The organism is Actinoplanes sp. NPDC051388 (genome assembly GCF_055586225.1).
Genome location: NZ_JBVJIP010000014.1, coordinates 111324 through 137023, shown reverse-complemented (window position 1 = coordinate 137023; position 25700 = coordinate 111324). Strand labels below are relative to the sequence as shown.

Below are 25700 nucleotides of genomic sequence, written 5' to 3'. Positions count from 1 at the left end.
GCGCGGGCATGCCGAGGATCTCGTCGTCCGGATGCGGCGCGACCACCAGCGGCGGTCCCGGCGGGTCGAGCTGCAGCGCGGGCCAGCCGGCCGGTGCGTGCCAGGCCCGCCACACCGCCTCCGCGGTGCCCTCGCCCACGATCGCGGTCACGATGCGTGTTCCCCTTCCTCGGCCACCAGCCGGCCGAGCTGTTCGAGATCGGCCTCGGCGTGGCTCTGGCGCAGATAGACGGTCAGGTCGGCGACCCGCTGGGCGTGCTCGGCGTCGCGGCACAGCGGACCCGCGCCGAGCGCCCGGCCGGTGCGGTCGACGACTTCGGTAGCGGCGGCCTCGACGGTGGCGCGCACCCGCAGCGCCAGCCGGTGCGCGTCGGCGGCCGGCTCGGCGTCGATCTCGGCGGCCGCCGCGAGCAGCACCGCCCGGGCCGCGCCCAGGGCCACGTCGACCGCGCCCAGGTGCGCGAAGGCGTGCGGCCCTACGTCCTTGCGGCTCGCCGCGGCGCGCAGGAAGTCGGCCACGCCGAGCGCGCCGCCGTACCAGCAGGCGGCCACGCCGACGCCGCCGTGCCAGAAGCCTGGCCGGTCCACGTATTCGCCGGGACCACCGATCGGGCGGCCGGGAGCGTTGTCGAAGCGGACCGTGCGGCTGTCGCTGCCGGCCATGCCGATCGCGGGCCAGGTGCCGTCGACGGGACGCGCGGCCACCAGGTCGCGGCGGCCGAGGTCGGCGAGGGCGAGCAGGCGCAAGGCCGTCGCGCCCTGCCCGGGCAGCGGAAGATCCGGTGGTTCGATCATCGGCACGGAAGGGGACTACCCGCGATCACGGCCGCCAACGGGTGTCATGCGCCTTCCGCTCGCAACAGCACCTTGCGCAGCAGGCGGGAGAGGGTCTTGCGCTCGGCCGGGGTGAGCGTGGCGAGCAGCGCGGCCTCACCCCGGCTCTCGGCGCCGGAGTGCCGTTCGAAGGCCGCGTCGCCCTCGGCGGTGAGCCGCACCCGCACCCGGCGCCGGTCCTCGGCCTCGTCGCTGCGCACGATCCAGCCGGCCTCCTCCATCGGCCGCAGGCGAGCGGAGAGCGCGCCGCGGGTCAGTCCCAGGCGATCGGCCAGCTCCGACGGACTCGCCGCATAGGGCGGACCGCCGCGGCGCAGCGTCAGCAACACCTTGAACTGCCAGTGTTCGAGGCCGCCGGCCGCCAGGGTCGCACGCCGGGCCTGGGTGAGGTGCCGGCCGAGGATCGCCAGCCGGGCGATGATCGCCTCCTGCTCCGGATCCATCCAGCCCAGCTCGCCGGCCCAGGCGTCGATGTGGTCGTCCACGGCATCCCGCACGACGTCTCCCCGCAAAGTAGTTTTCTTGTGGATAGTTTTTCGGATAACTACCTTCGCCGCCATGACCCACCTTGACGAAGTCCGCGCGGCGGCACTGGAACTGGCCCGGGCCGCCCGCTGGGAGCGCGCGTTGCGGCTGCTGGACACGATGGAACCGGCCGACGTCGCGGTGACCGCGGCCGAGGACGCGCTGGAAAGCGACCTGTTCGCCGGCACCGCGCTGGCGGCCGACCGGCTGGCCGTCGCGGAACGGCTCTGTGGCGACTCGTGGGACCTGAGTTTCCTCCGGCTGCGGCACGACTATTTCGGGCAGTTCATCCGGGACGGCGAGTACGCATTCGGGCCGGCCGGCAAGGATCCGGCGGCACTCGCCGAGTTGCGGGCACGCGGGACGGCCCTGGTCTCGTCGGCGGCCGACCCGGTGCGCCGCGGCTGGGCGCAGATGTATCTCGGGCTGATCGTGGACAACCTGTTCGCCGAGCGGGACGTGGCACCGGCGCACTACGCGGAAGCCCTCACGGCCGGCGACGACCTGGTCTCCCGGGAAGCGCTGCGGCATCTCGGCGACCACGACCGCGACAACGGCGACCTCGACGCGGCGCTGGAACGCTGGGAGCGGGCCACCGCGCTCGCCGCGGGCGCCGGCCTGGTGTCCGGCACGCTCTCCCAGCAGATGCAGCTGGCGGCGCTGACCCGGGACCGCGGCGACGAGGCCGGTGCGGTGCGGCTGGCCGCCGAGATCGAGCGCTGGGCGGGCGCCATCGGGGCGGTGCGCCTGCGCGACCAGGCGGCGAGGTTCCGGATCGGCCATTGACAGCCGTCACTTCGTGACCGACGCTGTGGGAGCGCTCCCATCCCCCGCGTTGCCTATATGCGTGCAGAGAGACCCTCTGCACACATATACGCAACACCCCCGGCTACGCCCTCCCGGAGACTGCCATGCATCGCGCTCTTGCCCTGCTGCTCGGCCTGACCTTCGTGGTCGTACCGATCGCCCCGGCCGCCGCCGCGGCCACCCCCACCACCGTGGACGTCGACGTCCGGGCCGGGCTCGCCACCGTGCCCGGCACCGCCCTCGGCGTGAACCACGCCATCTGGGACGCCGAACTCGGCACCCCCGCCGTCTCCGGCCTGCTGCGCGACGCCGGCGTCAAGATGGTCCGCTACCCCGGCGGGTCCTATGCCGACATCTACCACTGGCGCGACCACACCGCGCCGGGCGGATACGTCGCGCCGAACACCGACTTCGACACGTTCATGGCCGGAGCGGCGCGGACCGGCGCCGAACCGATGATCATCGCGAACTACGGGACCGGCACGGCGCAGGAGGCGGCCGACTGGGTGCGCTACGCGAACATCACCAAGGGGTACGGCGCGAAGTACTGGACGATCGGCAACGAGAACTACGGCAACGGTCACTACGGCGCGGCCTGGGAGGCGGACGAGCACGCCGACAAGAGCCCCCGGGAGTACGCGTCCCACGTCGTCGCGTATTCGCAGGCGATGAAGGCGGTCGACCCGGACATCAAGGTCGGCGCCGTGCTCACCATGCCGGGCAACTGGCCGGACGGCATCGTCGGCGAGGGCGACACCGGCACCTGGAACCAGGAGGTGCTCAGCCGCGCCGGCTCGGCGATCGACTTCGTGGACGTGCACTGGTATCCGGGCGGCGCCACCGCGGCCGAGGCGATCGCCAAGCCCGAGCAGATCACCGACGCCGTGCAGTTGCTGCGCCGGCAGATCGGCCCGGACCTGGGGATCAGCTTCACCGAGCTGAACGTCGGGGTCGGCCCGAACACCCAGCCCGGCGCGCTGTTCCTGGCCGACGTCTACAGCGGGCTGCTGGAGCAGGGCGTCTTCACCGTGCAGTGGTGGAACGTGCACAACGGCATCGGGACGGTGTCCGAGGTGGCCGGGCAGACCGACTACGGCGACTTCGGGTTGCTGTCCAGCGGCGGATGCAACGCCGCGTCGGTCTGCGAGCCGGCGATGAACACGCCGTTCGCGCCCTATCACGCGCTGAAGATGATGGGCTCCTTCGCGCGGCCGGGCGATCAACTCGTCCGGGCCGGGGCGAGCGATCCGCTGGTCAGCGCGCACGCCTCGCGCCGCGCGGACGGGAGCCTGGCGGTGCTGCTGCTGAACAAGGACCCGGAGAACGAGCGGGCCGTGACGCTGAACTATCACGGCTGGGAGCCGTCCGGGGCGGTGCCGATGGTGGCCCGGTTCGGCAACGGGGACGCCGGGATCGCCACGGCGCCGGGTGGGACTGCTCGCGGGCAGGTGCTGCCCGCGTACTCGATGACGTTGTTGACCTTGCAGCCGGTCGGCCCGGTCGCCGGACCGGACGCGCCGGGCCGGCCCACCGCCGGCGCGATCTCCGATCGCGGCGCGACCATCTCCTGGCCGGCCGTCGCGCCGGGCCTCAAATACGAGGTCTACCGCCAGCACGGCGGGGCGAGCGAGCAGATCGGCGAGACCACCGGTACGTCCCTGACGGCGCGCAACCTCGAGCCGGGAACCCGATACACGGTCAACGTCGTGGCTCGCGACAACCGCGGCCGCCAGTCACCCTCGTCGCCGCCGATCACCTTCACCACCACCAGTCCCGCCGCATCGACCTGCGCGGTGCGGCTGAACCGGACCACCGACTGGGGCAACGGCTTCGTGTGGACGCTCGACGTGACGAACCGGGCCGGTCACCCGGTCACCGGCTGGACGCTCACCTTCACCTGGCCGACCACCTGGCAGAACGTCACCGGCGGCTGGAGCGCGACGTGGCAGCAGACCGGCACCACGGTCCGAGTCACCGGAGAGGGCACATTGGACGATGGCGGCACCGCCAACGTGGGCTTCACCGGCAGCTACGGCGGCCCGAACGTGCCGCCGCAGGTGTTCAGCCTCAACGGCGCCGTCTGCTCAACCCTGTCCGCGGGCTAGCTTCGACAGCTGCGGCGGGTCGATCGGGTGGACCAACGCGTCCGCGTGCCGATGGACCTGCCGCCAGCTGCGCTCGTCGCGCGGGAAGAGCTCCGCGGTGGCCGCGAGCGCCTCGGGCGAGGTGAAGAGGCTGGTCATCGAGCGGATCCACGCCCGCATCGTCAGCCGATATCCGGCATGTCCTACAGTGTCCCCCGAGCAATCGACGATCATCGAAGGGACACCATGAATTTCCGCAAGCTCGCCGCACACGTACTCACCGCCGGCCTGATCGCCGGCGGGCTGACCGCGGCCACCGCCGGTCCGGCGATGGCCGCGTCGCTCAGCTTCCCCCTGTACGACGCGAGCGGTGTGCAGCGCACGTCGATGAGCTACGACACCGAGACTCAGTACCTGATGGCCTGCTACCCCAGCGGCTTCCGGCTGACGATCGAGGAGCAGTTGGACAACGGCGAGACCGTGCCGCGCGCCGTGGAGCAGTTCCAGTGCAACGTCGCCACCCCGCAGGGGCACAAGGTCGTCGCGGTGCGCGGCCTGATCGACGGCTACGCCAACCCCTGGCAGCCGGTCTAGCAGTACGTCGGCGCGGTGCCGGCCTTCCAGGAACAGGTGTCGACCGACTTGCCGGCGGCATTGCGCAGATAGGCGGTGTCGCCGTCGTTGTTCCAGACGTAGGCCGCCCGCTGCTGATAGACGTGCTGGGCGTCCGGCTTGCCGTTCGTGCCCTTGCCGGTGTGCACATAGACGCGCTTGCCGGCGCCCAGCGCGTAACTGCCGAAGGTGTAGACGTGGTTGGCCTTGTCCCGCACGGTCCAGCCCTTGAGCTGAATGCCGGCCCGGGTGTTGTTGGTGAGCCGCACCCATTCGGCGTTCAGGCTGGCGTTCGACCGAGTGTCGCTGCCCGGCGAATTGAACGTGATCTTGGTGAACGAGACGGCCGGGGTGGTGGCGGCGAACGACGGCACGGCAACGGCGCCGGCGGCGAGCGGCACGGCCGCCATGATCGCCACCACGTACTTCTTCTTCACGGTCGACTCCCGGTGTGTGCACTGAGGACTGGTCGACACATGCAACCGCTCATAGGATCTTTCAACCATCCGGCGGACGGTCGGGCGCGCAAATGTTCAGCCACCCGGATCGGCCGTTCGGAGTGGACGCCGAAACCGACGGACGACCCCGGAAGTGGACGCCGCGTGACACCGGACGCACCCTTCGTGTCCGCTGTGGATGGTGACAGGGTTCGATAGTGTGCTCAGCCGGGCCGCCATCCGGCGGAGATCGACTGTTAGGGGAACTGCCGGTGCGACGTACGTGGAAACTGACGACAGCCGTGCTCGTGGCGGCGACCGTGGCCGGGCTGGTGGCGGCCGCGACCGGCACCGCGAACGCGATCGCGAACGGCGAGCCCGTGCCGGACGGCAAGTTCACGTTCTCCGTCAAGCTGACCATGACCGGCATCCCGACCGCGGACGGCGGCCGGCGTAACAGCGCCTGCTCCGGCGCCCTGATCGCGCCCCGCTGGGTGATCACCGCCGGGCACTGCTTCCGCACCTTCGACGGGGTCCGGGTCGAGCGCCCGGTGGCCGACCTGACCACCGCCACCGTCGGCCGCACCGACCTGACCGGCACCGGTGGCCACGAGATCAAGATCATCGCGGTACGGCAGTCGCCGACGGCGGACGTCTCCCTGGCCAAGCTGGAGACCCCGATCACCGACATCAAGCCGCTGCGCATCGGCCGCGACGCCCCGGACATCGGCGCGGTGGTCCGGCTGACCGGCTACGGATCCGAGACCAGCACCAACCCGGTCCCGGTCAACCGCCTGCGCACCGGCCAGATGACGGTGGCGTCGCTGAGCGATTCGATCACCGGCATGCAGGGCTTCGCGCCGCAGCCGAACACCACCCCCTGCCCCTACGACTCGGGGGCGCCCTTCTTCCAGGAGAAGCGCTTCGGCAGCCCGATCCTGGTCGCCGTGGTGAGCAACGGCCCGAGCTGCCCGCACACCGCGACCGAGAGCGCGGCCCGCACCGACAACATCTCCAGCTGGATCTTCACCGCGATCGGCCGGAAGCCATAGCGTCTGCGGCATGCGATACGGCGCGCACCTGCCTCTGATCGACTTCGACGGCCGGGGGTGGCGGCCGGGTGACCTGGGCGCCTATGTCGACGTCGCCCGCGAGCTGGGGTTCGGGGCGCTCGGGGTCAACGACCATCTGGTGTTCCAGCGTCCCTGGCTGGACGGGATCGTGGCGCTGGCCAGCGTCGTCGAGCGCAGCGGCGACATGCGGCTGGCCACCACGGTCTCGCTGCCGGTGGTCCGGGGGCCGGCGGCGCTGGCGAAGACCGCGGCGGCGCTCGACATCGTCTCCGGCGGCCGGCTGGTCCTCGGCGTCGGGCCGGGGTCGTCGGCGCGTGACCATGAGCTGGCCGGGCTCGACTTCGACGAGCGCTGGCCTCGGCTGGACGAGTCGATCCGGGCGCTGCGGGCGTACCTCAGGGGTGAAGGTCCTTTCTCGGGTCGTTTCTATGCGGCGACCGAAACGCTGCAGCCGCCGCCCCCGCGCCGCGAGGGACCACCGATCTGGATCGGCAGCTGGGGTTCCGACGCGGGTCTGCGGCGGGTCGCGCGGCTGGGCGACGGATGGCTCGCCTCCGCTTACAACGCCGCCCCGGCTCAGGTGGCCGCGGCCCGCCTGCGGCTCGGCGCGGCGTTGGAACGGCCCGGTTTCACCTGCGCGCTGGCCACGATGTGGGTCTATGTGACCGACCACCCCACAGCGCGTCTCGATGGGCTGGCGCGGATGCTCAACCGTCCGCCCGAGCAGCTCCGGGAGCGGGTCCTGATCGGGCCGGCCGAGGAGTGCGCCGCGGTGCTGCGCGGTTATGCCGAGGCCGGCATCGACCAGGTCTTCGTCTGGCCGCTCGCGGATCCGCACGAGCAGTTGGAGAGGTTCATGACGGACGTCGCGCCGCTCGTCTGAGCCGCTTGGTGACGCTCTCCAGGATGGCGATCATGTCGTGCACCACCTGCGGCTGGAACGCGCTGTCCGGGTAGGCCACCGAGATCCGCCGCATCGGGGCGCCCGCCCGGATCGGCCGGACCTCCACGTCGGCCGGCGCACGTGCGACGGCCAGCCCGGGAATCACCGCGACGCCGAGCCCGGCGGCCACGAACGCCTGGACGGCCCGGTAGTCGTCGGAGGTGAGCGAGACCCGCGGATCGAAGCCGGCCGCCCGGCACGCCTGCCGGACGATGGTGAACCACGAGCTCCCGGGCCGGCCGCCGACCCAGACCTCGTCCGCCAGATCGGTCAGCTCGACCGGACCGCCACCGGCCGCGCACCGATGCCCGCGCGGCAGCACCGCCTGGAAAGCATCGTCGAACAGGTGCACCCGGCCACCCTCCAGCGGGGTGGACCCGCCGTCGTAGACGACCGCCAGATCGAGTTCGCCGTCGCTCAACCGTGGCAGCAGCCCCTGCATGTGGTCGTCGACGACGGTCAGCGCGGTGCCGGGGCGTTGCGCGCGCAGCCGGGCGATGGCGGCCGGCACGAACGTCGCCAGCGCGGTCGGGAAGCTGCCGAACCGCAGACGTCCGCCGCGCCGGCCGGCGATCTCGGCCAACTCCTGCTCGGCGCTGTCCAGGCGGGCGCTGATCGCCCGGCCGTGACGCACCAGGGCGTGACCGGCGTCGGTCAGGGCGGTCGGGCGGATGCTGCGCTCGACCAGCGGCAGCCCGACCTGCCTTTCCAGCCCGGCGACATGCTGACTCACCGCCGACTGGGTGAGGCCGAGCGCCTCGGCCGCGGCGGAGAACGACCCGTGCGCGGCGACCTCGCACAGCACCCGAATGCCGCGGACGTGGCCTATTAGCTCCACTAATCAACTCACAGTCATCTGCATTGTCACTAATACCGACGTGAGCTTAGCGTCTGCAGCCATGACCGACATCGACACCGACAAGCTGATGGCCTTCGTGTTCCGCGCCGTCGAAGAGGTCGGCGCGACCCTCAACTGTGCTCTCGTCGTGATGGGTGACCGGCTCGGCTATTACCGCGACCTGGCCGACCACGGGCCGACGACCGCGGCCGAGCTGGCCGAGCGGACCAAGACCGGCGAACCGTACGCCCGGGAGTGGCTGAACGCGCAGGCCGCCGGCGGGTTCGTGGAGTACGACCCGGCCGCGCGGCGCTACACGTTGCCGGCCGAGCATGCGGTGGCGCTGGCCGACGAGACGAGTCCGGCGTTCCTGCCCGGGTTCTTCCAGATCGCGCACGGGACTGTGCGGGACGCGTACCGGATCATCGACGTGGCCCGCTCCGGCGCCGGGGTGGGCTGGCACGAGCACAACGACGACGTGCATCTCGGCTGCGAGCGGTTCTTCCGCCCCGGCTACGCCGCCAACCTGGTGTCGTCGTGGCTGCCGGCACTGGACGGCGTCGTCGGCAAGCTGCGGGGCGGCGCCCGGGTGGCCGACATCGGCTGCGGCCACGGCGCCTCCACGATCCTGATGGCCCAGGCTTTCCCGCGATCGACCTTCACCGGCTCCGACTACCACCGGGAATCGATCGAGACCGCCCGCGAGCGGGCCGCCGCCGCGGCGATCGACGACCGGGTCCGCTTCGAGGTCAGCTCCGCGACCGCCGCCACCGGCGGCGACCACGACCTGGTGACCATGTTCGACTGCCTGCACGACATGGGCGACCCGTCCGGCGCCGCCCGGCACGTCCGCGACATCATCGCGCCGGACGGCACCTGGATGATCGTCGAACCGGCCGCCGGCGACCACGTGGAGGACAACCTGAACCCGGTGGGGCGGGCCTATTACGGCTTCTCGACGCTGCTGTGCACCCCGGCGTCCCTGTCCCAGGAGCCGGGAGCTGCCCTGGGCACGCAGGCGGGGCCGGCCCGGATCCGAGAGGTCACGGAGGCAGCGGGATTCACCCGCTTCCGGCTCGCCGCCCAGACCCCGTTCAACAACGTCTACGAAGTCCGCCCGTAGATTCGCGCACCTTCGTCACGAGCAGAGCGGCAGACCCAGTCCGCCGCGAAACCTCGGCTCCAGATAGACCTCGGAGATGTAACCGGCCCGCCCGTCCGTGGTGGCCGCGCGGTACCAGAGCTCCGATCTCACCTCGTGTGGGTTCGCCGCGTTCTCCGCCACGTTGTAGTTGTGCATCACCGTGCCCTGCACGCGGCACTCCACCGCGAGGGCCGCTCCGCTCCACATCTCGGTGCCCGCGAGTTTGCACCCGTTGGCGGCACATCGCGGCACCGGTCTGGTCGACAGATAGGCGGGCGTCTCGTCCTCGGCCAGGCCGTCCGCGCCCAGGGCGACCTTGTTCTGCACGATCACCGGGACGGGTGTGACCACATCGGATGCCGCCGTGCCATCCCGGCCGATCAGGCTGAGAACCGCAACGGTCGCGATCGACGCCGCGGCCGCCGTCCCCGCCACGACCAGAACCAGCCGTCGGCGCGACCAAGGCGCCCGGCCGCGTGTCGTCTCCGCCGCATCGCCGGGGTCGGCGACCGTCTCCGCCGCTTTTGTCACCGGCGCGGCCGACAGCCGGGTCCGGGCATCGAGAAGGGCCAGCCGCTGCTCGTCGGTGGCCTCGAACAGGCTCAGGAAACGCTGCAGGGCTTCGGGCGACGGCAGGGTGCGCCCGGCCAGATAGTTGTTGATCGTATTGTGCGATCCGGCCCGGGTGCGCGCGGCGATCTCGCGCAGAGAGAGCCGCGAATAGCCATTTGCCTGTGCGTGCCGCGCTCGAAGCGACTCCAGAGCAGCGCCGAACTCTTCTCGGGTGCGAATGCTCGAATCGGCGAACGGGTCCATCAAGATCCTGTTCATCGCTGTTCAACAGCGTTCAACTTCACTAGCGGGACATGGTATGGCCGATCCACGGTGGAGCGCCAGCAAGAGCTCACCGTCGAAGGACAACGCACAAGTGACGAACGGCGACAGAGGTAACGGCACGGTTCTCGCCGCGATCATCGCGGCGAGCGCGACGATTATCGTGGCGGTGATCGGTCAACCCTTCTTCCAGAGCTGGGTCAAGCCGTTGACCTGCACCAAGGACTTCACCTTCAGCGCACCCTCGAGTGGCCAGGTGATCAATGGCGACACCGGGTTCGTGGTGATCGGGCAGACGTGCAATCCGGATGACGAAAGATTCGCCTGGATCTTCGAATTCGATCACGAAGATCGCACCTACTATTCGGTCAGCGAGCGCTCGCTGTCGGGCGAAGATTGGGCGGTCTTCGACGGACCGGTCGGTGACCCGGGCGACGATCACAAGAACTATCGCGTCGTCATTGTCGAGGGTGATCAGGCATGCAACAGCGCCTTGATCGCCGCGGTCGACAAGAACGAGGGTTGGACGAGCTTCACCGAGGCGGCCATACCGGCCGGGTGCGCGATCGGCCCGGGCCGGGACATCGTGGTCAACCGCAAATGAACCAGAAAGGGTCAGCCGCCGGAGTTTTCCATTTCGGCGCCTTCGGGGACCGTGTCGTCGTCCCGGCTGTCCAGCCAGCCGTGTGGCAGCGACACCTTCCCGGGGGCGTTGATGCGGCCTCTCGGCTGGCCCAGCGACTCCGCCGGGAACGGCACCGCCGGGTCGAGCTTTCCCAGCAGGTCGTCCAGCTCCATCAGGGACGCCACCATCGACAGGCTGCGCCGCAGGTCGCCGCCCACCGGGAAGCCCTTCAGATACCAGGCGACGTGCTTGCGGAAGTCGGCGCAGCCGTGCCGCTCGTCCTCCAGCGCCTCCACCAGCAGGTGGGCGTGCCGCGACATGATCGCGACCACCTCGCCCAGGGTGGGCAGCGCCTGGGACGGGCGGCCCTGGAACGCCGCCTCCAGGTCGGCGAACAGCCACGGCCGGCCCAGGCAGCCGCGGCCGACCACGACGCCGTCGCAGGCGGTGTGCTCGACCATGCGCAGGGCGTCGGACGCCTCCCAGATGTCGCCGTTGCCGAGCACCGGCACGTCGAGGGCCTGCTTCAGCGTGGCGATCGCGTCCCAGTCGGCGTGACCCGAGTAACGCTGCTCGGCCGTGCGCGCGTGCAGGGCGACCGCCGCGACACCTGCCTCCTGGGCGATCAGGCCGGCTTCCACGTACGTCAGGTGGTCGTCGTCGATGCCCTTGCGCATCTTGACCGTGACCGGGATGCCGAAGGGTGCCGCCGCATCCACCGCGCCCCGGACGATGCGGCCGAAGAGCGTGCGCCGCCAGGGCAGGGCCGCACCGCCGCCGCGCCGGGTGACCTTGGGGACCGGGCAGCCGAAGTTGAGGTCGATGTGGTCGGCCCAGCCCTCCTCGGCGACCATCCGCACCGCGCGGGAGGTCACCTCGGGGTCCACGCCGTAGAGCTGGAGGCTGCGGAAGTCCTCGTCCTCGGCGAACGTGATCATCTTGAGCGTCTTGGGGATGCGCTCGACCAGCGCCCGCGTGGTGATCATCTCGCACACGTAGACGCCGCCGCCCTGCTCGCGGCAGAGCCGGCGGAAGGCGACGTTGGTGATGCCGGCCATCGGGGCGAGCACCACGGGCGGCGTCACGTCCCGCGTGCCGAGCTTCAAAGTCACGCCCTCAAGCGTGCCACGCCGCGCCGGTCACTCCCCCAGCAGGGCGCGGGCCGCGGCGGTGTCGGTGATCAGCCGGTGCAGCAGGCCCGCGCGGGTGGCGGCGGCGATCGCGGCGGCCTTCCCGGCGCCCCCGGCCAGGCCGATCACGTCGGGGATCGCGCGCAGCCGCTCGGTGGTCACCGCGATGCACCGATCGGCCAGCTCGCTGCCACCGACCACCTGGCCGGCCGCGTCCAGGACCGTGGTGCAGACGTCCGCGACCGCTCCCGCCGCGTCCAGCTCGAGCGCCAGGGGTGCGGGCAGCGAGTCGCGCAACGATGATCCGCCCGGCCGCCAGGCACCCACGCCGACCAGCGCACACGTCACCCTCGGCAGCATGGCGAGGGTCGCCGCGATGTGGTCGGTGGTCCGGAGGGAGGCCGCGACCGCGGCCGATTCGAAGACGAGGGGTACGTGCAGAGCGTGCACCCTGCCACCGGTGCTCTCGCCCAGCCGGCGCAGCAGCTCCAGCGAGTTCACGCTCAGGTCCGCGGTCGGCACGCTGCCCACCATCTGCACGACCGTGGCGCGCGGCAGCGGCGGCAACACGTCGGTCAGCGCGTGCAGCGTGCGGCCCCAGGACACGCCGAGCACGTCGTCGTCGGTGAGCCGTTGCGCAAGCAACGCCGCGCAGGCCCGCCCGATCGCCCGGGCATCGCCGTCGGTGGCGTGCACGACGACCGCCTGGCGCAGCCCGAGATGCTCGGCGAGCCGGTCGGACAGGTCGAGGTCGACCTCCGGGGGCACGTCGATCTCGATCCGCACGATGCCCTCGCGCAGCGCCTGCTCGAGCAGCCGGGCCACTTTGAACCGGGAGACGCCCAACTCGTCGGCGATCTGCGTCTTGGCGCGCCCGTCCAGGTAGAACCGGCGCGCGGCCAGCGCGGCCATCAGATGCTGCATTGACGCGACGCCCTTTCCTGACGGATGCTGGCTGAGCAGATGAGCACTATAGCGCTCAGATGAGCGGAGGCACAGCAATGACCCAACGGACCGCGATCGTCACCGGGGCCGCCCGCGGCATCGGCCGGGCGATCGCCACCCGTCTCGCCGCGGACGGCCTGGCCGTGTCGGTGGCCGACCTGCCGTCCGCCGCCGCCGAGCTGGACGACCTGGTCAACGAGCTGGGCACCGCGCTGGCGCTGACCCTGGACGTCGCGGACGCCGACGCCGTGGAGGCGGCGGTGGCCGCGCACGTCGGCCACTTCGGCGGGCTCGACGTGATGGTCGCCAACGCGGGCATCGCGGTCACCGCTCCCCTGGTCGACACCACCGCCGAGCAGTGGCGCCGCACGATGGACGTGAACGTCGCCGGCGTCTTCCACTGCTATCGGGCGGCCGCGCGCCAGATGATCGCGCAGGGTCGCGGCGGGCGGCTGATCGGCGCCGCCTCGGTCGCCGCGCACCGGGGCGGCAAGTGGCAGGGCGCCTATTCGGCGTCGAAGTTCGCGGTCCGCGGGCTCAGCCAGGCGGTCGCGCAGGAGCTCGGCGAACACCGGATCACGGTGAATGTGTACAGCCCCGGCATCGTGCACACGCCGATGTGGGACTCGATCGACGACGCGATCACCACCCGGCTCGGCACCGCCCCGGGCTCCGAGATGGCCGGCTGGGTGGACCGCATCCCGATGGGCCGCCTGGAGACCCCCGGCGACGTGGCCGGCGTGGTCTCGTTCCTCGCCTCGCCCGACGCGGGCTATGTCACCGGCCAGTCGATCGTCGTCGACGGCGGTCTCTGGTTCTCCTGAAAGGAACCCCGTGCAGCTCTATCTCGACACCGCCGACCGGACCGCCGCCGAGGGCCTGCTCGCCACCGGCCTGTTCGCCGGCGTCACCACCAACCCGACGATCCTGCGGCGGGCCGGGCGGACCGTGGCGGACATCCCCGAGATCCACCGCTGGGCCTCCGCGGCCGGCGCCCGCGAGGTCTTCTTCCAGGCGTGGGGCGAGGACACCGAGACCCTGGTGCGCCGCGGGCACGAACTGCGCGCCCTGGGCGACAACGTGGTGGTCAAGCTGGTCGTCTCCCGAGCCGGCGCGGCGGCCTGCGCACGACTCGCGGCCGAGGGCATCCCGACGCTGCTCACCGCCGTGTACGACCCGGGCCAGGCGCTGGTCGCCGCCGCGGCGGGAGCCACCTACATCGCGCCCTATCTGCGCCGCCTGATCGCGTCGGGGCGGGATGGGACCGGCGACGTGCTGGCCATGCACGAGGTGCTGGCCGGCACCTCGACCAGGGTGCTGCTGGCCAGCATCCCGGACGTGCCCGCGATGGTCGGCATGGCCCGGCGCGGCGTCGACTGCTTCACCATGGCCCCGGACATCGCCGAGGACCTGTTCGCCGACCAGCTCACCGCCGAGGCGGTCCGCACGTTCGAGGACGCTGTGGCAGGGTGAGCTGGTGATGCATCGCAAGCTCGTCGCCGTGTTCCACACGCCCGTGTCGGAGTGCCTGCTGCGGTTCGGCACCGAGCTCGGCTTCCACTCGATCCTGGTGGAGCCCGACCTGTCGAAGGTGCCGCCGGCCACCCTCCCGCACGGCGACCAGACCGTGCACGACCTCTCCGCGGCGGGCCTCGACGAACAGACCGACGTGGTGCTGACCGATCACCACCGCCCGGAGATCGGCGCCGTGCTCAAGGAGGCGCTGGCGGCCCGGACCCGCTGGATCGGCATCATGGGCAAGCCGAGCATCGAGGGCCCACACGTCGAGATGCTGCGCGAACTCGGTGTGCCCGACGACCAGATCGCCCGGGTGCACCGGCCGATCGGCCTGGACATCGGCAGCCGCACCCCGCCAGAGATCGCCGTCGCGACCCTGGCGGGGTTGATCGCCGACCGGAACGATCGTCCCGGCGGCTTCTTCAGCAGCCGGGCAGGCGCTTGATCAGGTAGTCCTCGATCTGGTCGAGGGAGACCCGCTCCTGCTTCATCGTGTCGCGGTCGCGGACCGTCACCGCGTTGTCCTCGAGGGTGTCGAAGTCGACGGTGACGCAGAACGGGGTGCCGATCTCGTCCTGGCGGCGGTAGCGGCGGCCGATCGCCTGGGAGTCGTCGAACTCGACCACCCAGCGCTTGCGCAGCAGCGCCGACAGTTCCCTCGCCTTCGGCGACAGCTCCGGGTTGCGGGACAGCGGCAGCACCGCCACCTTGACCGGCGCCAGCCGCGGGTCGAAGCGCATCACCGTGCGCTTGTCGACGCCGCCCTTGGTGTTCGGCGCCTCGTCCTCGTCATATGCCTCGAGCAGGAACGCCAGCACCGCGCGGGTGAGGCCGGCGGCCGGCTCGATCACGTAGGGCACCCAGCGCTCCTGCTTCTCCTGGTCGAAATAGGAGAGATCGACGCCGGAGTGCTTGGAGTGCGTGGTCAGGTCGAAGTCGGTGCGGTTGGCGATGCCCTCGAGCTCGGCGAACTCGGTGCCACCGAACATGAAGCGGTATTCGATGTCGACCGTGCGCTTCGAGTAGTGCGAGAGCTTCTCCTGCGGGTGCTCGAAGAAGCGCAGGTTCGACTCCGAGAGACCCAGGCCGATGTACCAGTTCCAGCGCTGCTCGAGCCAGTATTCGTGCCAGGTCTCGTCGCTGCCGGGCTCGACGAAGAACTCCATCTCCATCTGCTCGAACTCACGCGTGCGGAAGATGAAGTTGCCCGGCGTGATCTCGTTCCGGAAGCTCTTGCCGACCTGGGCGATGCCGAACGGCGGCTTCTTGCGCGCCGCGGTGGCCACGTTGTTGTAGTTGACGAAGATGCCCTGGGCGGTCTCCGGCCGCAGGTAGTGCAGGCCCTCGGCGCTCTCGGTCGGGCCCAGGTAGGTCTTCATCAGGCCGTTGAACATCTTCGGCTCGGTGAAGGTGCCCTTGTTGCCGCAGTTCGGGCAGTTGAGCTCCTGCAGGGAGGCCGGCGGCGAGCCGTGCTTGGCCTCCCACGCCTCCTCGAGGTGGTCGGCGCGGAACCGCTTGTGGCAGGACTGGCACTCGGTCAGCGGGTCGACGAACGCGTCCAGGTGACCGGAGGCGGCCCAGACATCGCGGGCCAGGATCACGGCGGAGTCGAGACCGACGATGTCGTCACGCTCCTGGACCATCGCCTTCCACCACTGCCGGCGGACGTTCTCCTTCAGCTCCACGCCCAGCGGACCGTAGTCCCACGCCGAACGGGTGCCTCCGTAGATCTCGCTGGAGGGGAAGACGAAGCCCCGGCGCTTGGCCAGGCTGACGACGGCGTCGATGCGATCGGCGGGCATGTTCCTCCTACGCCGGCTGGTTGTCGGCGGGGATCAGAAAGTCGGAAAAGGACAGCTTGGAAGATTACTCCTCGACGCTGCACACCTGGAACTGGCCCGTGTCCCGGTTCTGCCCCAGATAGGCGCTCAGCTGGGCGGAGTCGCCGTTCTCGAAGGTCACGTCGACCGGCACGGCCAGGTCGACGTCGGTCAGATCGATGTCACCCACCCGATAGGTGTCGATCTGCTCGCCGGACTGCTGCTCGCTGGTGAACTGCGCCTCGCTGATCGTGGACCGGGTCTGGTCGCACAGCGCGTCATAGGCCTCGCTGTAACGCTCCGCGCGGACGTCGTCCAGATAATTGCCGACGACCACCCGGGCCTGCTCGTTGAGCGCGTTGTTGACCACCCGGACGAGCCCGATCACCGCGCCCACCCCGCCGATGCAGGCCAGCACCAGCACGGCCGCGCCGATGCCCAGACCGCGCCCGATCCGCAGCCGGCGGCCCTCGGTGGGCGGCGCCGGGAAAGGGGGAACCACCCCCGGACCCGGCGGCGGAGGCGCCGCATGAAGCTGAGGCGGCGCCTGCAGAGGCTCGGTCATGGAATCCAGCGTAGTGCTCAGCGCCACGGTTCCGCGGCCCGGTCGCTGGCCTCGACCGCCACCGGCCCGCCCGGACCGGCGCTGGCCAGCGTCTCGAACGCGGACGGCTCGTCGCGCGACTCGGACAGGAAGGGAGTCGCATGAACCTTCACGTCGAAGCCGCCCAGCGCCCGCCGGTAGGCTCCGACGGACTCCCACTCGGTCACCAGGGTCCAGTGCGCCGGATCATCCAGCGCCCTGGTCAGGCGCCCGGAGACGTATCCGGCGCTGGCGGCGAGCGCGGCGAGGGCGGTGTGCCCCCGCTCGGCGAACCCGTCCTGCGTGTCCGGCGGGACGAAGAAGCGGTTGAGCACCAGCATGTGATGAGCGTACGCACCACGAGGAGCCCTCCAGTGACACCGTCCGACAACCTGCTCCGCAGGCTGACCCGGGTGAGCCCGACCGTGGCCTTCATCGTGGCGCTGGCGATGTTGCTGGCCGGCTTCTTCCTGCCCGGCATCATCGGCGCGGCCCTGCTGTTCGTGCTCTTCCTGGGCCTGACCGGGCTGACCTTCACCACCTGGCCGGTGCAGAAGAAGGGCACCCGGATCGTCCGCGTCGTCCTGCTGGCGCTGCTGCTCGCCATCGTGGTGACGAAGATCGCATAGGACGACCCATGCGGTTTTGACAATCATTGTCATTGTCGGCGAGAGTGGATGCTATGAAGCTCCGCCTGGTCGCCGCGTCCCTAGCGCTGGGCGTCACCGCCGGCTGCGGCGGCGCGAGCGGCGCCGACGGCCGGCCCTCGGTGGTCACCGCGTTCTACCCCCTGCAGTTCGTCAGCCAGTTCGTCGGCGGCGACGAGATCGCGGTCGCCGACCTGACCAAGCCCGGCGCCGAGCCGCACGACGTGGAGCTCAGCCCCCGGCAGGTCGGCGAGATCAGCGGCGCCGACCTGGTGGTCTATCTCAAGGGCTTCCAGCCGGCCGTGGACGAGGCGGTCGGCCAGGAGGCGGGCGACCGCGCGTTCGACGCCGGCTCGGTGGTCGAGCTGCGGCCGATCGCCGAGGACAACGACGCCGAGCACGTGCCCGGCGAGGAGGAGCACGCCGAGGCGGCCGGCGGCAAGGACCCGCACGTCTGGCTCGACCCGCTGCGGCTGGCCACGATCGGCGACAAGGTCGGCGAGCGCCTGGCCACGGCGAACCCCGAGCACGCCGCCGGATATCAGGCGCGGGCCGCGGCCCTGCACTCCGAGCTGGTCGAGCTCGACGCGGAGTTCCAGGCCGGGCTCAAGACGTGCGAGCGGCGCGAGATCGTGACCAGCCACACCGCGTTCGGTTATCTGGCCGAGCGCTACGGCCTGCGCGAGGTCGGCATCACCGGCATCTCCCCCGAGGCCGAGCCGTCGCCGCGGCGGCTGGCCGAGGTGGCCGCCGAGGCGAAGGCGACCGGCACCACCACGATCTTCTTCGAGACCCTGGTCAGCCCCAAGGTGGCGGACACCATCGCGCGCGAGGTCGGAGCCCGCACCGCGGTGCTCGACCCGGTGGAGGGCCGCACCGACCCGAGTGAGGACTACTTCTCGATGATGCGGACCAATCTGACCGCCCTCACCACCGCCCTGGGCTGCACGTCATGAGCGCGGTGCTGGTCCGCAGCGTGGCGGTGGCCTACGGCGGGCGCGAGGTGCTGAGCGACGTCTCGCTGGCGGTCGAGCCGGGCACCGTGGTGGCCATCCTGGGCGCCAACGGGTCCGGCAAGTCCACGCTGGTCCGGGCGGTGCTCGGGCTGGTGCCGGTGAGCCGCGGCGACATCGAGCTGTTCGGCGTGCCGCGCCGCCGGTTCCGCGACTGGGCCCGGGTCGGCTATGTGCCGCAGCGGCTCGGCGCGGGCAGCGGTGTCCCGGCGACGGTCGGCGAGGTGGTCGCCGCCGGGCGGCTGGCCCGCCGCGGCATCTTCCGGTTGCCCGGTGGCGCCGACCGGGCCGCGGTGCGCGCCGCGCTGGCCGACGTCGGGCTGACCGACCGGGCCGGCGACCCGGTGAGCACCCTCTCCGGCGGCCAGCAGCAGCGCACGCTGATCGCCCGCGCCCTGGCCGGCGAGCCCGACCTGCTGATCCTCGACGAGCCGACGGCCGGGGTGGACGCGGCCAGCCAGGAGGCGTTCGCCGGCACGCTGCGCCGCTTCCAGGAGCGCGGCGGGACGGTGCTGCTGGTGGCGCACGAGCTCGGCCCGATCGAGCCGCTGATCGACCGGGCGGTGGTGGTCCACGGCGGACGGATCGCCTATGACGGCGCGGTGCCGGAGCCGGCCGGGCACCACGCCGAGCCCGGGCACGACCACGTGCACCCGCACGCCGTCGAGGAGCGACCGGGCATCTGCGTGGCGCCGACCGATCGGGTGGCCAAGTAATGGCCCATCCCTGCCCCGCCGCCGCCCCTGTCAGGACTAAAGGCTGATGGATCTTTTGCAGTACGACTTCATGCTGCGCGCGCTGGCCGGCGCCCTGATCATCGGCGTCACCGCGCCCGCCCTGGGCATCTATCTGGTGCAGCGCCGGCTCTCGCTGATCGGCGACGGCATCGGGCACGTGGCGCTCACCGGCGTCGGCGTGGGCCTGCTCTTCCACCAGTCCCCGGTGATCACCGCGGTGATCGTGGCCGCGATCGGCGCGGTCGCCGTGGAGCTGGTCCGCGAGCGCGGCCGCACGTCCGGCGACCTGGCCCTGGCACTGCTCTTCTACGGCGGCATCGCGGGCGGCGTGGTGCTGGTCGGGCTCTCCGAGGACAGCGGCAGCGCCAACCTCGTGCAATACCTCTTCGGCTCGCTGACCACCACGTCCGGCGCGGATCTGGCGGTGATCGCGGTGCTCGGGGTCGCGGTGCTCGGGGCGATGCTGCTGCTGCGCCCGGTGCTGTTCGCGGTCTGCGACGACGAGGAGTACGCGCGGGTGTCCGGCCTTCCCGTGCGTACCCTCAATCTTTTGATGGCGGTGACCACCGCCGTGACCGTCACGATCGCCATGCGCACCGTGGGTCTGCTCCTGGTCAGCGCGCTGATGGTGGTGCCGGTGGCGGCGGCCCAGCAGGTCACCCGCGGTTTCCGCACCACGATGGCGGTCGCGATGGGCGTCGGCCTGGTCGCCGCGGCCTCCGGCGTGCTGGTCTCCGCCGAGATCGACACCGCGCCAGGCGCCACGATCGTGATCCTGGCGCTGGCCGTGTTCCTCGCGCTGACCGCGGCCGGGGCGCTGCGGCGCAACAAGAAGATCCACGAGACCGCGGAACCCCCGGACGTGGTGCTGCATGGCTGAGACGGCGACCGGATACGAGGCCTACGAGGGTGCGGGCGAACTGCTCCGCGCCCTGTCCGCGCCGATCCGGGTGGCGATCGTGGCAGAGTTGGGGGCGGGCGAGCGCTGCGTGCACGAGCTGGTGGAAAAGCTCGGCGCGCCGCAGCCGCTGGTGTCGCAGCACCTGCGGGTGTTGCGCGGCGCCGGCGTGGTGCGAGGAGCCCGGCGTGGCCGGGAGATCGCATATTCGCTGGTGGACGAGCACATCGCCCACATCGTCGCCGACGCCGTCAGCCACGCGAGGGAGGCCCGCTCGTGAACGAGGTGGTGCGCAACACCAAGCAGCGCAGCGCGGTCAGCGCCGTGCTGGCCGAGGTCGAGGGCTTCCACAGCGCACAGGACCTGCACGCGATGCTGCGCGATCGCGGCGAGCGGGTCGGGCTGACCACTGTCTATCGCACCCTGCAGGGGCTCGCCGACGCCGGCGAGATCGACGTGATGCGCCCGCCCGGCGGCGAGCACCTCTACCGCCGCTGCAGTCAGGGCCACCATCACCACCTGGTCTGCCGTGACTGCGGCCGCACCGTCGAGGTCGAGGGGCCGGCCGTGGAGAGCTGGGCCGACCGGGTCGCCGCCAAGCACGGCTTCGCCGACGTTTCGCACACGTTGGAGATCTTTGGAACCTGCCCGGAGTGCGCTAAGCATTAGCGGTGAAGTTCTATGCCGATCGGCTGCCCGTCGCGATCCGTCAGCTGCTCACAGACCTGCTCGTGGTGATCTGGGTCTATGCCTGGATCCGAGCCGGCGTCTGGGTGCACGACCTGGTGCTCAAGCTCGCGGTGCCGGGGCAGAAACTCGAGGGCGCGGGCAGCGGCATCGCCGACAACCTGGCCGACGCCGGCGGCAAGGTGGGCCGGGTGCCGATCGTCGGCGACGAGCTGACCGCGCCGTTCACCAAGGCGGCCGAGGCGGCCCGATCACTGGCCGACGCCGGGCGCGAGCAGCAGGCGATCGTCGGCGATCTGGCGCTGGTGCTGTCGTTGCTGCTGGTGGCCGCGCCCCTGGGATTGGTCCTGTTTCTCTGGTTGCCGGCCCGGTTGAAGTGGATGCGGCGGGCCGGTGTGGCGAACGCGGTGCGGGACCAGGCGGCCGGACGTGACCTGCTGGCCCTGCGTGCGCTCGCCTCGCAACCGCTGAACCGGCTGACCCGGCTCGGCCCGGACATCGCGCAGTCGTGGCGCAACGGCGACGCGTCGGCAGTGGACGCCCTGGCCGCGCTGGAGCTCAAGGACTTGGGCTTGCGTCCTTCGGGGCGTCGTCGATGATGCCGTCGTTGTCCTCGTCCTCGCCCCAGTTGCGGCGCAGGAAGGGCAGGCCGGCCCAGAAGGTCACGAACCACGCCGCGGTGACGATCGACAGGGTCAGCGCCACCCAGAAGTTCAGCAGGTAGTCGGTGATCAGCAGGACGCTGCTGACCATCGAGATCAGCATGAACGCGAGACCCCACGACGCCACCCGGTGCGAGTACCGCACCAGCTCGGGCTTGCGGCCCTGGCGGAACAGCGCCCGGTGGAAGGCGACCGGCGAGATGATCAGCGCGGTGGCGAACGCGGCGGCGATCAGCGCGACCACGTAGACGTCCTTCTGGAACGCCGTGGTCTTCGGGAATCCGTTGCTGAACGGCAGCGTCAGCAGGAACGCGAAGAGGATCTGCACGCCGGTCTGAGCGACCCGCAACTCCTGCAGCAGGTCGGCGAAGTTCCGGTCCCAGCGGGCCTTCTCGGTCTCGTTGGGCATGTTCTTCTTTTCAGCCGGCAAGGGGGTCAGCCTCCGATTCGGGCGAGCGCGGCATCGACGAGCGCGCCGGGGGCTTCCTCAGGTACCCAATGGCCGACGCCTTTCAACGCGACCAGCTGATAATTCGCGTCCACCCAGTCGGCGGTGCGCAACGCGGCGGTCAGGCCGACCACCGGGTCCTTGTCGCTCCAGACATAGGTGGTGGGCACCTGGATCGTGCCCATGCCGGCGAGCTGGCCGCGGGTCAGGGCGCGGTACCAGTTGAGCGCGCCGGTGAGCCGGCCGGGCTCGCGCATCGCGTCGGCGTACATCGCGGCGCGGCTGCCGATCGGGCGCATCATCGAGCGGAGCACCGCGCCGTTGCCGGCCAGCAGCAGCCGCTCGGCGACCGGCGACCGGAACACCCCCATGTAGGCGAACCGGGCCCGCTGCGACGGCCGGACGCGCAGCGCCAGCCCGAGCGCGCGAGGGTGCGGCACCGAGACGGCGGTCATCGTCTTCACCCGGTCGGCGTGGTCCGCCGCGAGGATCCAGGCGACCTGCGCACCCCAGTCGTGCCCGATCACGTGCGCCGACTCGATGCCCAGCTCGTCGAGGATCGCGATCGCATCGTCCGCGGATTCGGAGAGGCGGTAGGAGGAGACGTCCGGGGGCCGGGCACCGGCCGAATATCCGCGCTGGTCATAGGCGATGGTCCGCAGGCCGGCCGCGTGCAGTTTCGGGGCGATCAGGTCGAACTCGCGGTGATCCTGCGGGAACCCGTGCAGGAGCAGCACCGGGGTGCCCTCCGGCGGGCCGCCGAATGTCACATCGAAGGTCAGCCCTCGAGCCGCAACCTGCATTGATGCCTCCCCTTCGCGGTGTTAGCGTCATCGAAACACTAAGCAATCCGACAGGGGAGCGCACAGCGCTGAGAGTGCGGTTTCGGCCGCAGACCCTCGAACCTGATCTGGGTAATGCCAGCGCAGGGAGTTCGGTCAGTCTCACTGTCCGCCTCCTCCCGGTACCCCTGGGAGGTACATCGTGCAATACCGTTGGCGCACCATCGACATCGTGATCGCCTCGATCATCGCGGTCGCGTTCGGCATCATCTTCTGGGCTTGGAACGTCGTCTGGGGCGCCTCCGAGGGCGCCTTCGCGTTCTTCCCGCCCGCCCAGACCCTGCTCTACGGCGTCTGGCTGATCCCGGCCGTGCTGGCCGGGCTGATCATCCGCAAACCCGGCGCGGCGCTCTTCACCGAGGCGGTCGCGGCGACCATCTCGGCCCTGCTCGGCGCGCAGTGGGGCGCGATGGTGATCCCGCAGGGCCTGGTCCAGGGTCTGGGCGCGGAGCTCGCCTTCGCCATCCTGTTCTATCGCTCGTGGCGGCTGCCCGCGGCACTGCTGGCCGGGCTGCTGACCGGGCTGAGCGCGGCGATCTTCGACTTCATCGTCTGGAACGGCTCCTACGCCCTGTGGGACTACCGGGTGCCCTACGCCCTGCTCACCATGGTCAGCAGCACGGTGGTCGCGGGCGCCGGCAGCTGGGCGCTGGTGCGCGCGCTGGCCCCGACCGGGGTGCTCGACCGCTTCGGCGCGGGCAACGAGCGCGCACTTGTCTGAGCTGACCCGCGGCGGAAAACAGAAAGCAAACCGTGTCTGAGCTGACCCGCGGCGGAAAACAGAAAGCAAACCGTGTCTGAGGTTGTTCTGCGGGGTTTCGGCTGGCGGCACGCCGGTCGCAAGGCCTGGGCCGTGCGCGATGTGGATCTGCACATCGCGCACGGCGAGCGGGTGCTCCTGCTCGGTCCGTCCGGGGCCGGCAAGAGCACGCTGCTGGCCGCGCTCGCCGGGCTGCTGCCGGACGACTCCGGCGAGGCGGCCGGCACGGTGGAGATCGACGGGCTGGACCCGCGCAAGGCCCGCGAGCGGGTCGGCATCGTCTTTCAGGACCCGCAGACCCAGCTGGTGATGGCGCGTTCCGGCGACGACGTGGCGTTCGGTCTGGAAAATCGCGGGGTGCCCGCCGAGGACATCTGGCCACGGGTAGCCGACGCGCTCGCCCGCACCGGTTTCCCCTACCCGATCACCCGAGCGACGAGCGCGCTCTCCGGCGGCGAGGCGCAGCGGCTCGCGCTCGCCGGGGTCCTCGCCCTGCGCCCCGGCCTGCTGCTGCTGGACGAGCCGACGGCCAACCTCGACCCGGACGGCGCCGCGCTGATCCGCGCCTCGCTGACCCGCGCGGTCGACCCGGACAGCACGATGATCCTGGTCGAGCACCGCATCGATGAGGCGTTGCCGCTGGTCGACCGCGTGGTGGTGCTCGAGCCCGGCGGTGGGGTGCGGGCCGACGGCCCACCCGCCCAGGTCTTCCGGACCGAAGGCGATCGCCTGGCGGCGGAGGGGGTCTGGGTGCCTGGTCACCCGATCACCCCGCGCCGGGCCGTCTCCCCGCCAGGCTTTTCCCTGGTACGCGCACAGCAGGTGACCGTCGACCAACGGCTGCGAGCGGCGACGGTGGAGGCGCACGAGGGCGAGGTCCTCGCGGTCACCGGCCCGAACGGCGCCGGCAAGTCGACCCTCGCGCTCGTCCTCGGTGGTCTGCTGAAGCCCAGCCACGGGACCGTGGAGGCGGCGCCGGGCGGCGCACCCTGGAAGTGGCGGGCCCGCGAGCTGGCCGGCCGGATCGGTTCGGTCTTCCAGGATCCGGAACACCAGTTCGTCACCTCGCGGGTGCTCGACGAGCTGACGCTCACCGCCCCGCCACAGTCCCGGGTGGACGACCTCCTCGACCGGCTGCGCCTCACGCACCTGGCGCTGGCAAACCCCTACACGCTGTCCGGGGGCGAGGCGCGGCGGCTGAGCGTGGCGACCGCGCTGGCCGGGGCCCCGCGGCTGCTGGTGCTGGACGAGCCGACGTTCGGGCAGGACCGGCGCACCTGGATCGAACTGGCCGACCTGCTCGCCGGGTTGCGGGACGAGGGCCACGGCATCGTCGCGGTCACTCATGACGACGCGTTCGTGGCCTGCGTGGCGGATCGCACCCACCGGCTGGACCGATCGTGACCCTGCTGGCCGGGCCGGTCGGCGCCGCCACCGCTCCCCTGGCCCGCCGCAACCCGGTGGCCAAGCTGGGCGCCGCCCTGCTCTTCGCGCTGCCGCTGATCGCCACCCTCGACCCGCTCACCCCGGCCCTCGGGCTGGCCGTGGAACTGGCGCTGCTGCCGCTGTTCGGGGTGCGCTACCGCCTGCTCGCCCGGCGCGCGTGGCCGCTGCTGCCGGCCGCGGCCGGGGTGCTGATCACGATGGTGCTGTTCGCCGCCGAGCGCGGCGGCACGCTGCTGTTCGCGCTCGGGCCGTTCGACCTCACCACCGGCGTGCTGTCCGGCGCGCTCGCCCTGGTGCTGCGGATCTTCGCGGTGGCGCTGCCCGGGATCATCGTGTTCGCCACCACGGATCCCACCGACCTGGCCGACGCGCTGGTGCAGAACGCGAAGGCGCCGGCCCGGTTCGCGATCGGCGCCCTGGCCGCGTTCCGGCTGATCCCGCTGCTCGGCCAGGAGTGGCAGACGATCACGCTGGCCCGCCGGGCGCGCGGGCTCGAGGTCAACCGGTTGCGGCTCTTCGTCTCGACCGCGTTCGCGCTGCTGGTGGGGGCGTTGCGGCGCGGCGGACGGCTGGCCACGGCGATGGACGCGCGCGGGTTCGACGCGGGCACGCCGCGCACGTTCGCCCGGCGGCAGGTCTTCGGGCTCGGCGACTGGCTGCTGCTCGTGGGCGCGGCGGTGCTCGGCGGCGGTGCGGTCGCGGTGAGTGTCGTGACCGGACTGTTCAACCCGATCATCGGTTGATCTTCGCTCGGGGCAGCTTTGCCGGCGAGTTTGCCCGGCGGCCAACTCGTCGACATCTGCCGTTG

Annotated in this window: 33 protein-coding genes and 1 riboswitch; of the genes, 20 read left to right on the top strand and 13 right to left on the bottom strand. The window is 71.3% G+C overall.

The window, feature by feature from the left end:
• Positions 1-147: 147 nt before the first annotated feature.
• Both ACZ6TI_RS31435 and ACZ6TI_RS31430 read right to left on the bottom strand, forming a co-directional pair.
• Positions 148-795 carry a hypothetical protein gene (locus tag ACZ6TI_RS31435; protein WP_465348951.1) on the bottom strand — a complete coding sequence of 216 codons (648 nt, stop codon included), beginning with the start codon at positions 793-795 and terminating at the stop codon, positions 148-150.
• A 44-nt stretch (positions 796-839) separates the two neighbouring features.
• The gene (locus ACZ6TI_RS31430) at positions 840-1331 is read right to left on the bottom strand and encodes a MarR family winged helix-turn-helix transcriptional regulator (RefSeq protein WP_465348801.1); all 492 of its coding nucleotides are present in this window, start codon (positions 1329-1331) and stop codon (positions 840-842) included.
• A 61-nt stretch (positions 1332-1392) separates the two neighbouring features.
• On the opposite strand from ACZ6TI_RS31430, the gene ACZ6TI_RS31425 reads away from it, so the two are divergent.
• Together ACZ6TI_RS31425 and ACZ6TI_RS31420 are read left to right on the top strand one after the other, a co-directional pair.
• Positions 1393-2145 (top strand): hypothetical protein, encoded by a 753-nt coding sequence (locus ACZ6TI_RS31425; RefSeq protein WP_465348800.1) that lies wholly within the window; start codon positions 1393-1395, stop codon positions 2143-2145.
• Between the two features lie 125 nt (positions 2146-2270).
• The gene (locus ACZ6TI_RS31420) at positions 2271-4271 is read left to right on the top strand and encodes a cellulose binding domain-containing protein (protein ID WP_465348799.1); all 2001 of its coding nucleotides are present in this window, start codon (positions 2271-2273) and stop codon (positions 4269-4271) included.
• On the opposite strand, the gene ACZ6TI_RS31415 is transcribed toward ACZ6TI_RS31420, so the two are convergent.
• Complete coding sequence (locus tag ACZ6TI_RS31415) at positions 4251-4430, bottom strand: hypothetical protein (protein WP_465348798.1); 180 nt, start codon at positions 4428-4430, stop codon at positions 4251-4253. The two genes, ACZ6TI_RS31420 and ACZ6TI_RS31415, sit on opposite strands and share 21 nt — an antisense overlap.
• 66 nt (positions 4431-4496) lie before the next feature.
• Between ACZ6TI_RS31415 and ACZ6TI_RS31410 the strand changes: the two genes are divergently transcribed.
• The gene (locus ACZ6TI_RS31410; RefSeq protein WP_465348797.1) at positions 4497-4844 is read left to right on the top strand and encodes a hypothetical protein; all 348 of its coding nucleotides are present in this window, start codon (positions 4497-4499) and stop codon (positions 4842-4844) included.
• Here ACZ6TI_RS31410 and ACZ6TI_RS31405 read toward each other — a convergent pair.
• On the bottom strand, positions 4841-5299 hold the full coding sequence (locus tag ACZ6TI_RS31405; protein ID WP_465348796.1) for a lamin tail domain-containing protein: 459 nt from the start codon (positions 5297-5299) through the stop codon (positions 4841-4843). The two genes, ACZ6TI_RS31410 and ACZ6TI_RS31405, sit on opposite strands and share 4 nt — an antisense overlap.
• Positions 5300-5571: 272 nt before the next feature.
• On the opposite strand from ACZ6TI_RS31405, the gene ACZ6TI_RS31400 reads away from it, so the two are divergent.
• Positions 5572-6351: a S1 family peptidase gene (locus ACZ6TI_RS31400; RefSeq protein ID WP_465348795.1), complete on the top strand. Its 780-nt coding sequence runs from the start codon at positions 5572-5574 to the stop codon at positions 6349-6351.
• A 10-nt stretch (positions 6352-6361) separates the two neighbouring features.
• Positions 6362-7255: an LLM class flavin-dependent oxidoreductase gene (locus ACZ6TI_RS31395; protein WP_465348794.1), complete on the top strand. Its 894-nt coding sequence runs from the start codon at positions 6362-6364 to the stop codon at positions 7253-7255.
• Here the strand turns inward: ACZ6TI_RS31395 and ACZ6TI_RS31390 are convergent.
• Positions 7227-8120: a LysR family transcriptional regulator gene (locus ACZ6TI_RS31390; RefSeq protein WP_465348793.1), complete on the bottom strand. Its 894-nt coding sequence runs from the start codon at positions 8118-8120 to the stop codon at positions 7227-7229. The two genes, ACZ6TI_RS31395 and ACZ6TI_RS31390, sit on opposite strands and share 29 nt — an antisense overlap.
• 94 nt (positions 8121-8214) lie before the next feature.
• On the opposite strand from ACZ6TI_RS31390, the gene ACZ6TI_RS31385 reads away from it, so the two are divergent.
• Positions 8215-9276 (top strand): class I SAM-dependent methyltransferase, encoded by a 1062-nt coding sequence (locus ACZ6TI_RS31385; protein WP_465348792.1) that lies wholly within the window; start codon positions 8215-8217, stop codon positions 9274-9276.
• Positions 9277-9291: 15 nt separating this feature from the next.
• On the opposite strand, the gene ACZ6TI_RS31380 is transcribed toward ACZ6TI_RS31385, so the two are convergent.
• Complete coding sequence (locus ACZ6TI_RS31380; protein ID WP_465348791.1) at positions 9292-10113, bottom strand: helix-turn-helix domain-containing protein; 822 nt, start codon at positions 10111-10113, stop codon at positions 9292-9294.
• On the opposite strand from ACZ6TI_RS31380, the gene ACZ6TI_RS31375 reads away from it, so the two are divergent.
• Positions 10082-10735, top strand: coding sequence for a hypothetical protein (locus ACZ6TI_RS31375; protein WP_465348790.1), 654 nt, complete (start codon positions 10082-10084; stop codon positions 10733-10735). The two genes, ACZ6TI_RS31380 and ACZ6TI_RS31375, sit on opposite strands and share 32 nt — an antisense overlap.
• A gap of 11 nt (positions 10736-10746) precedes the next feature.
• On the opposite strand, the gene dusB is transcribed toward ACZ6TI_RS31375, so the two are convergent.
• Both dusB and ACZ6TI_RS31365 read right to left on the bottom strand, forming a co-directional pair.
• Positions 10747-11868 (bottom strand): tRNA dihydrouridine synthase DusB, encoded by a 1122-nt coding sequence (gene dusB, locus ACZ6TI_RS31370; protein ID WP_465348789.1) that lies wholly within the window; start codon positions 11866-11868, stop codon positions 10747-10749.
• A 27-nt stretch (positions 11869-11895) separates the two neighbouring features.
• Positions 11896-12810 (bottom strand): sugar-binding transcriptional regulator, encoded by a 915-nt coding sequence (locus tag ACZ6TI_RS31365; RefSeq protein ID WP_465348788.1) that lies wholly within the window; start codon positions 12808-12810, stop codon positions 11896-11898.
• Positions 12811-12887: 77 nt separating this feature from the next.
• On the opposite strand from ACZ6TI_RS31365, the gene ACZ6TI_RS31360 reads away from it, so the two are divergent.
• Genes ACZ6TI_RS31360 through ACZ6TI_RS31350 form a run of 3 tightly spaced genes read left to right on the top strand, consistent with a single transcriptional unit; the run spans position 12888 to position 14794 of the window.
• Positions 12888-13655, top strand: a complete 768-nt coding sequence (locus tag ACZ6TI_RS31360) for an SDR family oxidoreductase (protein ID WP_465348787.1) — start codon at positions 12888-12890, stop codon at positions 13653-13655.
• 10 nt (positions 13656-13665) lie between these two features.
• Positions 13666-14304 carry a transaldolase family protein gene (locus ACZ6TI_RS31355; protein ID WP_465348786.1) on the top strand — a complete coding sequence of 213 codons (639 nt, stop codon included), beginning with the start codon at positions 13666-13668 and terminating at the stop codon, positions 14302-14304.
• Between the two features lie 7 nt (positions 14305-14311).
• Positions 14312-14794 carry an XdhC family protein gene (locus ACZ6TI_RS31350; protein ID WP_465348785.1) on the top strand — a complete coding sequence of 161 codons (483 nt, stop codon included), beginning with the start codon at positions 14312-14314 and terminating at the stop codon, positions 14792-14794.
• Here the strand turns inward: ACZ6TI_RS31350 and ACZ6TI_RS31345 are convergent.
• From ACZ6TI_RS31345 to ACZ6TI_RS31335, 3 genes are all read right to left on the bottom strand, one after another.
• Positions 14772-16151 (bottom strand): glycine--tRNA ligase, encoded by a 1380-nt coding sequence (locus ACZ6TI_RS31345; protein WP_465348784.1) that lies wholly within the window; start codon positions 16149-16151, stop codon positions 14772-14774. The two genes, ACZ6TI_RS31350 and ACZ6TI_RS31345, sit on opposite strands and share 23 nt — an antisense overlap.
• 64 nt (positions 16152-16215) lie before the next feature.
• Complete coding sequence (locus tag ACZ6TI_RS31340) at positions 16216-16734, bottom strand: Rv0361 family membrane protein (protein WP_465348783.1); 519 nt, start codon at positions 16732-16734, stop codon at positions 16216-16218.
• 17 nt (positions 16735-16751) lie between these two features.
• Complete coding sequence (locus ACZ6TI_RS31335) at positions 16752-17093, bottom strand: antibiotic biosynthesis monooxygenase family protein (RefSeq protein ID WP_465348782.1); 342 nt, start codon at positions 17091-17093, stop codon at positions 16752-16754.
• A gap of 33 nt (positions 17094-17126) precedes the next feature.
• Between ACZ6TI_RS31335 and ACZ6TI_RS31330 the strand changes: the two genes are divergently transcribed.
• Genes ACZ6TI_RS31330 through ACZ6TI_RS31300 form a run of 7 tightly spaced genes read left to right on the top strand, consistent with a single transcriptional unit; the run spans position 17127 to position 21333 of the window.
• Positions 17127-17381: a DUF6703 family protein gene (locus tag ACZ6TI_RS31330; protein WP_465348781.1), complete on the top strand. Its 255-nt coding sequence runs from the start codon at positions 17127-17129 to the stop codon at positions 17379-17381.
• Positions 17382-17434: 53 nt separating this feature from the next.
• Positions 17435-18355: a metal ABC transporter substrate-binding protein gene (locus ACZ6TI_RS31325; RefSeq protein WP_465348780.1), complete on the top strand. Its 921-nt coding sequence runs from the start codon at positions 17435-17437 to the stop codon at positions 18353-18355.
• Positions 18352-19128, top strand: coding sequence for a metal ABC transporter ATP-binding protein (locus tag ACZ6TI_RS31320; protein ID WP_465348779.1), 777 nt, complete (start codon positions 18352-18354; stop codon positions 19126-19128). The genes ACZ6TI_RS31325 and ACZ6TI_RS31320 overlap by 4 nt, the downstream gene beginning before the upstream one ends.
• Before the next feature lie 46 nt (positions 19129-19174).
• Positions 19175-20029, top strand: a complete 855-nt coding sequence (locus ACZ6TI_RS31315) for a metal ABC transporter permease (RefSeq protein ID WP_465348778.1) — start codon at positions 19175-19177, stop codon at positions 20027-20029.
• Positions 20022-20327, top strand: coding sequence for an ArsR/SmtB family transcription factor (locus ACZ6TI_RS31310; RefSeq protein ID WP_465348777.1), 306 nt, complete (start codon positions 20022-20024; stop codon positions 20325-20327). Before ACZ6TI_RS31315 ends, ACZ6TI_RS31310 begins: the two co-directional genes overlap by 8 nt.
• Positions 20324-20716, top strand: a complete 393-nt coding sequence (locus ACZ6TI_RS31305) for a Fur family transcriptional regulator (RefSeq protein WP_465348776.1) — start codon at positions 20324-20326, stop codon at positions 20714-20716. The genes ACZ6TI_RS31310 and ACZ6TI_RS31305 overlap by 4 nt, the downstream gene beginning before the upstream one ends.
• A gap of 2 nt (positions 20717-20718) precedes the next feature.
• The gene (locus ACZ6TI_RS31300; RefSeq protein ID WP_465348775.1) at positions 20719-21333 is read left to right on the top strand and encodes a hypothetical protein; all 615 of its coding nucleotides are present in this window, start codon (positions 20719-20721) and stop codon (positions 21331-21333) included.
• Here the strand turns inward: ACZ6TI_RS31300 and ACZ6TI_RS31295 are convergent.
• The gene (locus ACZ6TI_RS31295; RefSeq protein WP_465348774.1) at positions 21293-21805 is read right to left on the bottom strand and encodes a DUF6328 family protein; all 513 of its coding nucleotides are present in this window, start codon (positions 21803-21805) and stop codon (positions 21293-21295) included. The genes ACZ6TI_RS31300 and ACZ6TI_RS31295 overlap by 41 nt on opposite strands.
• Before the next feature lie 26 nt (positions 21806-21831).
• Positions 21832-22647: an alpha/beta fold hydrolase gene (locus ACZ6TI_RS31290; RefSeq protein ID WP_465348773.1), complete on the bottom strand. Its 816-nt coding sequence runs from the start codon at positions 22645-22647 to the stop codon at positions 21832-21834.
• 42 nt (positions 22648-22689) lie between these two features.
• Positions 22690-22794: riboswitch (TPP riboswitch) on the top strand.
• 34 nt (positions 22795-22828) lie between these two features.
• On the opposite strand from ACZ6TI_RS31290, the gene ACZ6TI_RS31285 reads away from it, so the two are divergent.
• The 3 genes from ACZ6TI_RS31285 to ACZ6TI_RS31275 all read left to right on the top strand — a co-directional run bounded on the left by ACZ6TI_RS31285 (position 22829) and on the right by ACZ6TI_RS31275 (position 25635).
• Complete coding sequence (locus ACZ6TI_RS31285) at positions 22829-23407, top strand: ECF transporter S component (protein ID WP_465348772.1); 579 nt, start codon at positions 22829-22831, stop codon at positions 23405-23407.
• A gap of 72 nt (positions 23408-23479) precedes the next feature.
• The gene (locus ACZ6TI_RS31280; RefSeq protein WP_465348771.1) at positions 23480-24850 is read left to right on the top strand and encodes an ABC transporter ATP-binding protein; all 1371 of its coding nucleotides are present in this window, start codon (positions 23480-23482) and stop codon (positions 24848-24850) included.
• On the top strand, positions 24847-25635 hold the full coding sequence (locus ACZ6TI_RS31275; protein WP_465348770.1) for an energy-coupling factor transporter transmembrane component T family protein: 789 nt from the start codon (positions 24847-24849) through the stop codon (positions 25633-25635). The genes ACZ6TI_RS31280 and ACZ6TI_RS31275 overlap by 4 nt, the downstream gene beginning before the upstream one ends.
• The last annotated feature ends 65 nt before the right edge of the window (positions 25636-25700 follow it).

Bases quoted from the DNA above. Each gene is read 5' to 3' on its own strand.
- ACZ6TI_RS31315 (WP_465348778.1), top strand. From the start codon at position 19,175: ATGGATCTTTTGCAGTACGACTTCATGCTGCGCGCGCTGGCCGGCGCC.
- ACZ6TI_RS31340 (WP_465348783.1), bottom strand. From the start codon at position 16,734: ATGACCGAGCCTCTGCAGGCGCCGCCTCAGCTTCATGCGGCGCCTCCG.
- ACZ6TI_RS31325 (WP_465348780.1), top strand. From the start codon at position 17,435: ATGAAGCTCCGCCTGGTCGCCGCGTCCCTAGCGCTGGGCGTCACCGCC.
- ACZ6TI_RS31360 (WP_465348787.1), top strand. From the start codon at position 12,888: ATGACCCAACGGACCGCGATCGTCACCGGGGCCGCCCGCGGCATCGGC.
- ACZ6TI_RS31415 (WP_465348798.1), bottom strand. From the start codon at position 4,430: ATGCGGGCGTGGATCCGCTCGATGACCAGCCTCTTCACCTCGCCCGAG.
- ACZ6TI_RS31420 (WP_465348799.1), top strand. From the start codon at position 2,271: ATGCATCGCGCTCTTGCCCTGCTGCTCGGCCTGACCTTCGTGGTCGTA.
- ACZ6TI_RS31425 (WP_465348800.1), top strand. From the start codon at position 1,393: ATGACCCACCTTGACGAAGTCCGCGCGGCGGCACTGGAACTGGCCCGG.
- ACZ6TI_RS31350 (WP_465348785.1), top strand. From the start codon at position 14,312: ATGCATCGCAAGCTCGTCGCCGTGTTCCACACGCCCGTGTCGGAGTGC.
- ACZ6TI_RS31310 (WP_465348777.1), top strand. From the start codon at position 20,022: ATGGCTGAGACGGCGACCGGATACGAGGCCTACGAGGGTGCGGGCGAA.
- ACZ6TI_RS31345 (WP_465348784.1), bottom strand. From the start codon at position 16,151: ATGCCCGCCGATCGCATCGACGCCGTCGTCAGCCTGGCCAAGCGCCGG.
- ACZ6TI_RS31395 (WP_465348794.1), top strand. From the start codon at position 6,362: ATGCGATACGGCGCGCACCTGCCTCTGATCGACTTCGACGGCCGGGGG.
- ACZ6TI_RS31435 (WP_465348951.1), bottom strand. From the start codon at position 795: ATGATCGAACCACCGGATCTTCCGCTGCCCGGGCAGGGCGCGACGGCC.
- ACZ6TI_RS31410 (WP_465348797.1), top strand. From the start codon at position 4,497: ATGAATTTCCGCAAGCTCGCCGCACACGTACTCACCGCCGGCCTGATC.
- ACZ6TI_RS31385 (WP_465348792.1), top strand. From the start codon at position 8,215: ATGACCGACATCGACACCGACAAGCTGATGGCCTTCGTGTTCCGCGCC.
- ACZ6TI_RS31290 (WP_465348773.1), bottom strand. From the start codon at position 22,647: ATGCAGGTTGCGGCTCGAGGGCTGACCTTCGATGTGACATTCGGCGGC.
- ACZ6TI_RS31335 (WP_465348782.1), bottom strand. From the start codon at position 17,093: ATGCTGGTGCTCAACCGCTTCTTCGTCCCGCCGGACACGCAGGACGGG.
- ACZ6TI_RS31320 (WP_465348779.1), top strand. From the start codon at position 18,352: ATGAGCGCGGTGCTGGTCCGCAGCGTGGCGGTGGCCTACGGCGGGCGC.
- ACZ6TI_RS31380 (WP_465348791.1), bottom strand. From the start codon at position 10,113: ATGGACCCGTTCGCCGATTCGAGCATTCGCACCCGAGAAGAGTTCGGC.
- ACZ6TI_RS31295 (WP_465348774.1), bottom strand. From the start codon at position 21,805: ATGCCCAACGAGACCGAGAAGGCCCGCTGGGACCGGAACTTCGCCGAC.
- ACZ6TI_RS31365 (WP_465348788.1), bottom strand. From the start codon at position 12,810: ATGCAGCATCTGATGGCCGCGCTGGCCGCGCGCCGGTTCTACCTGGAC.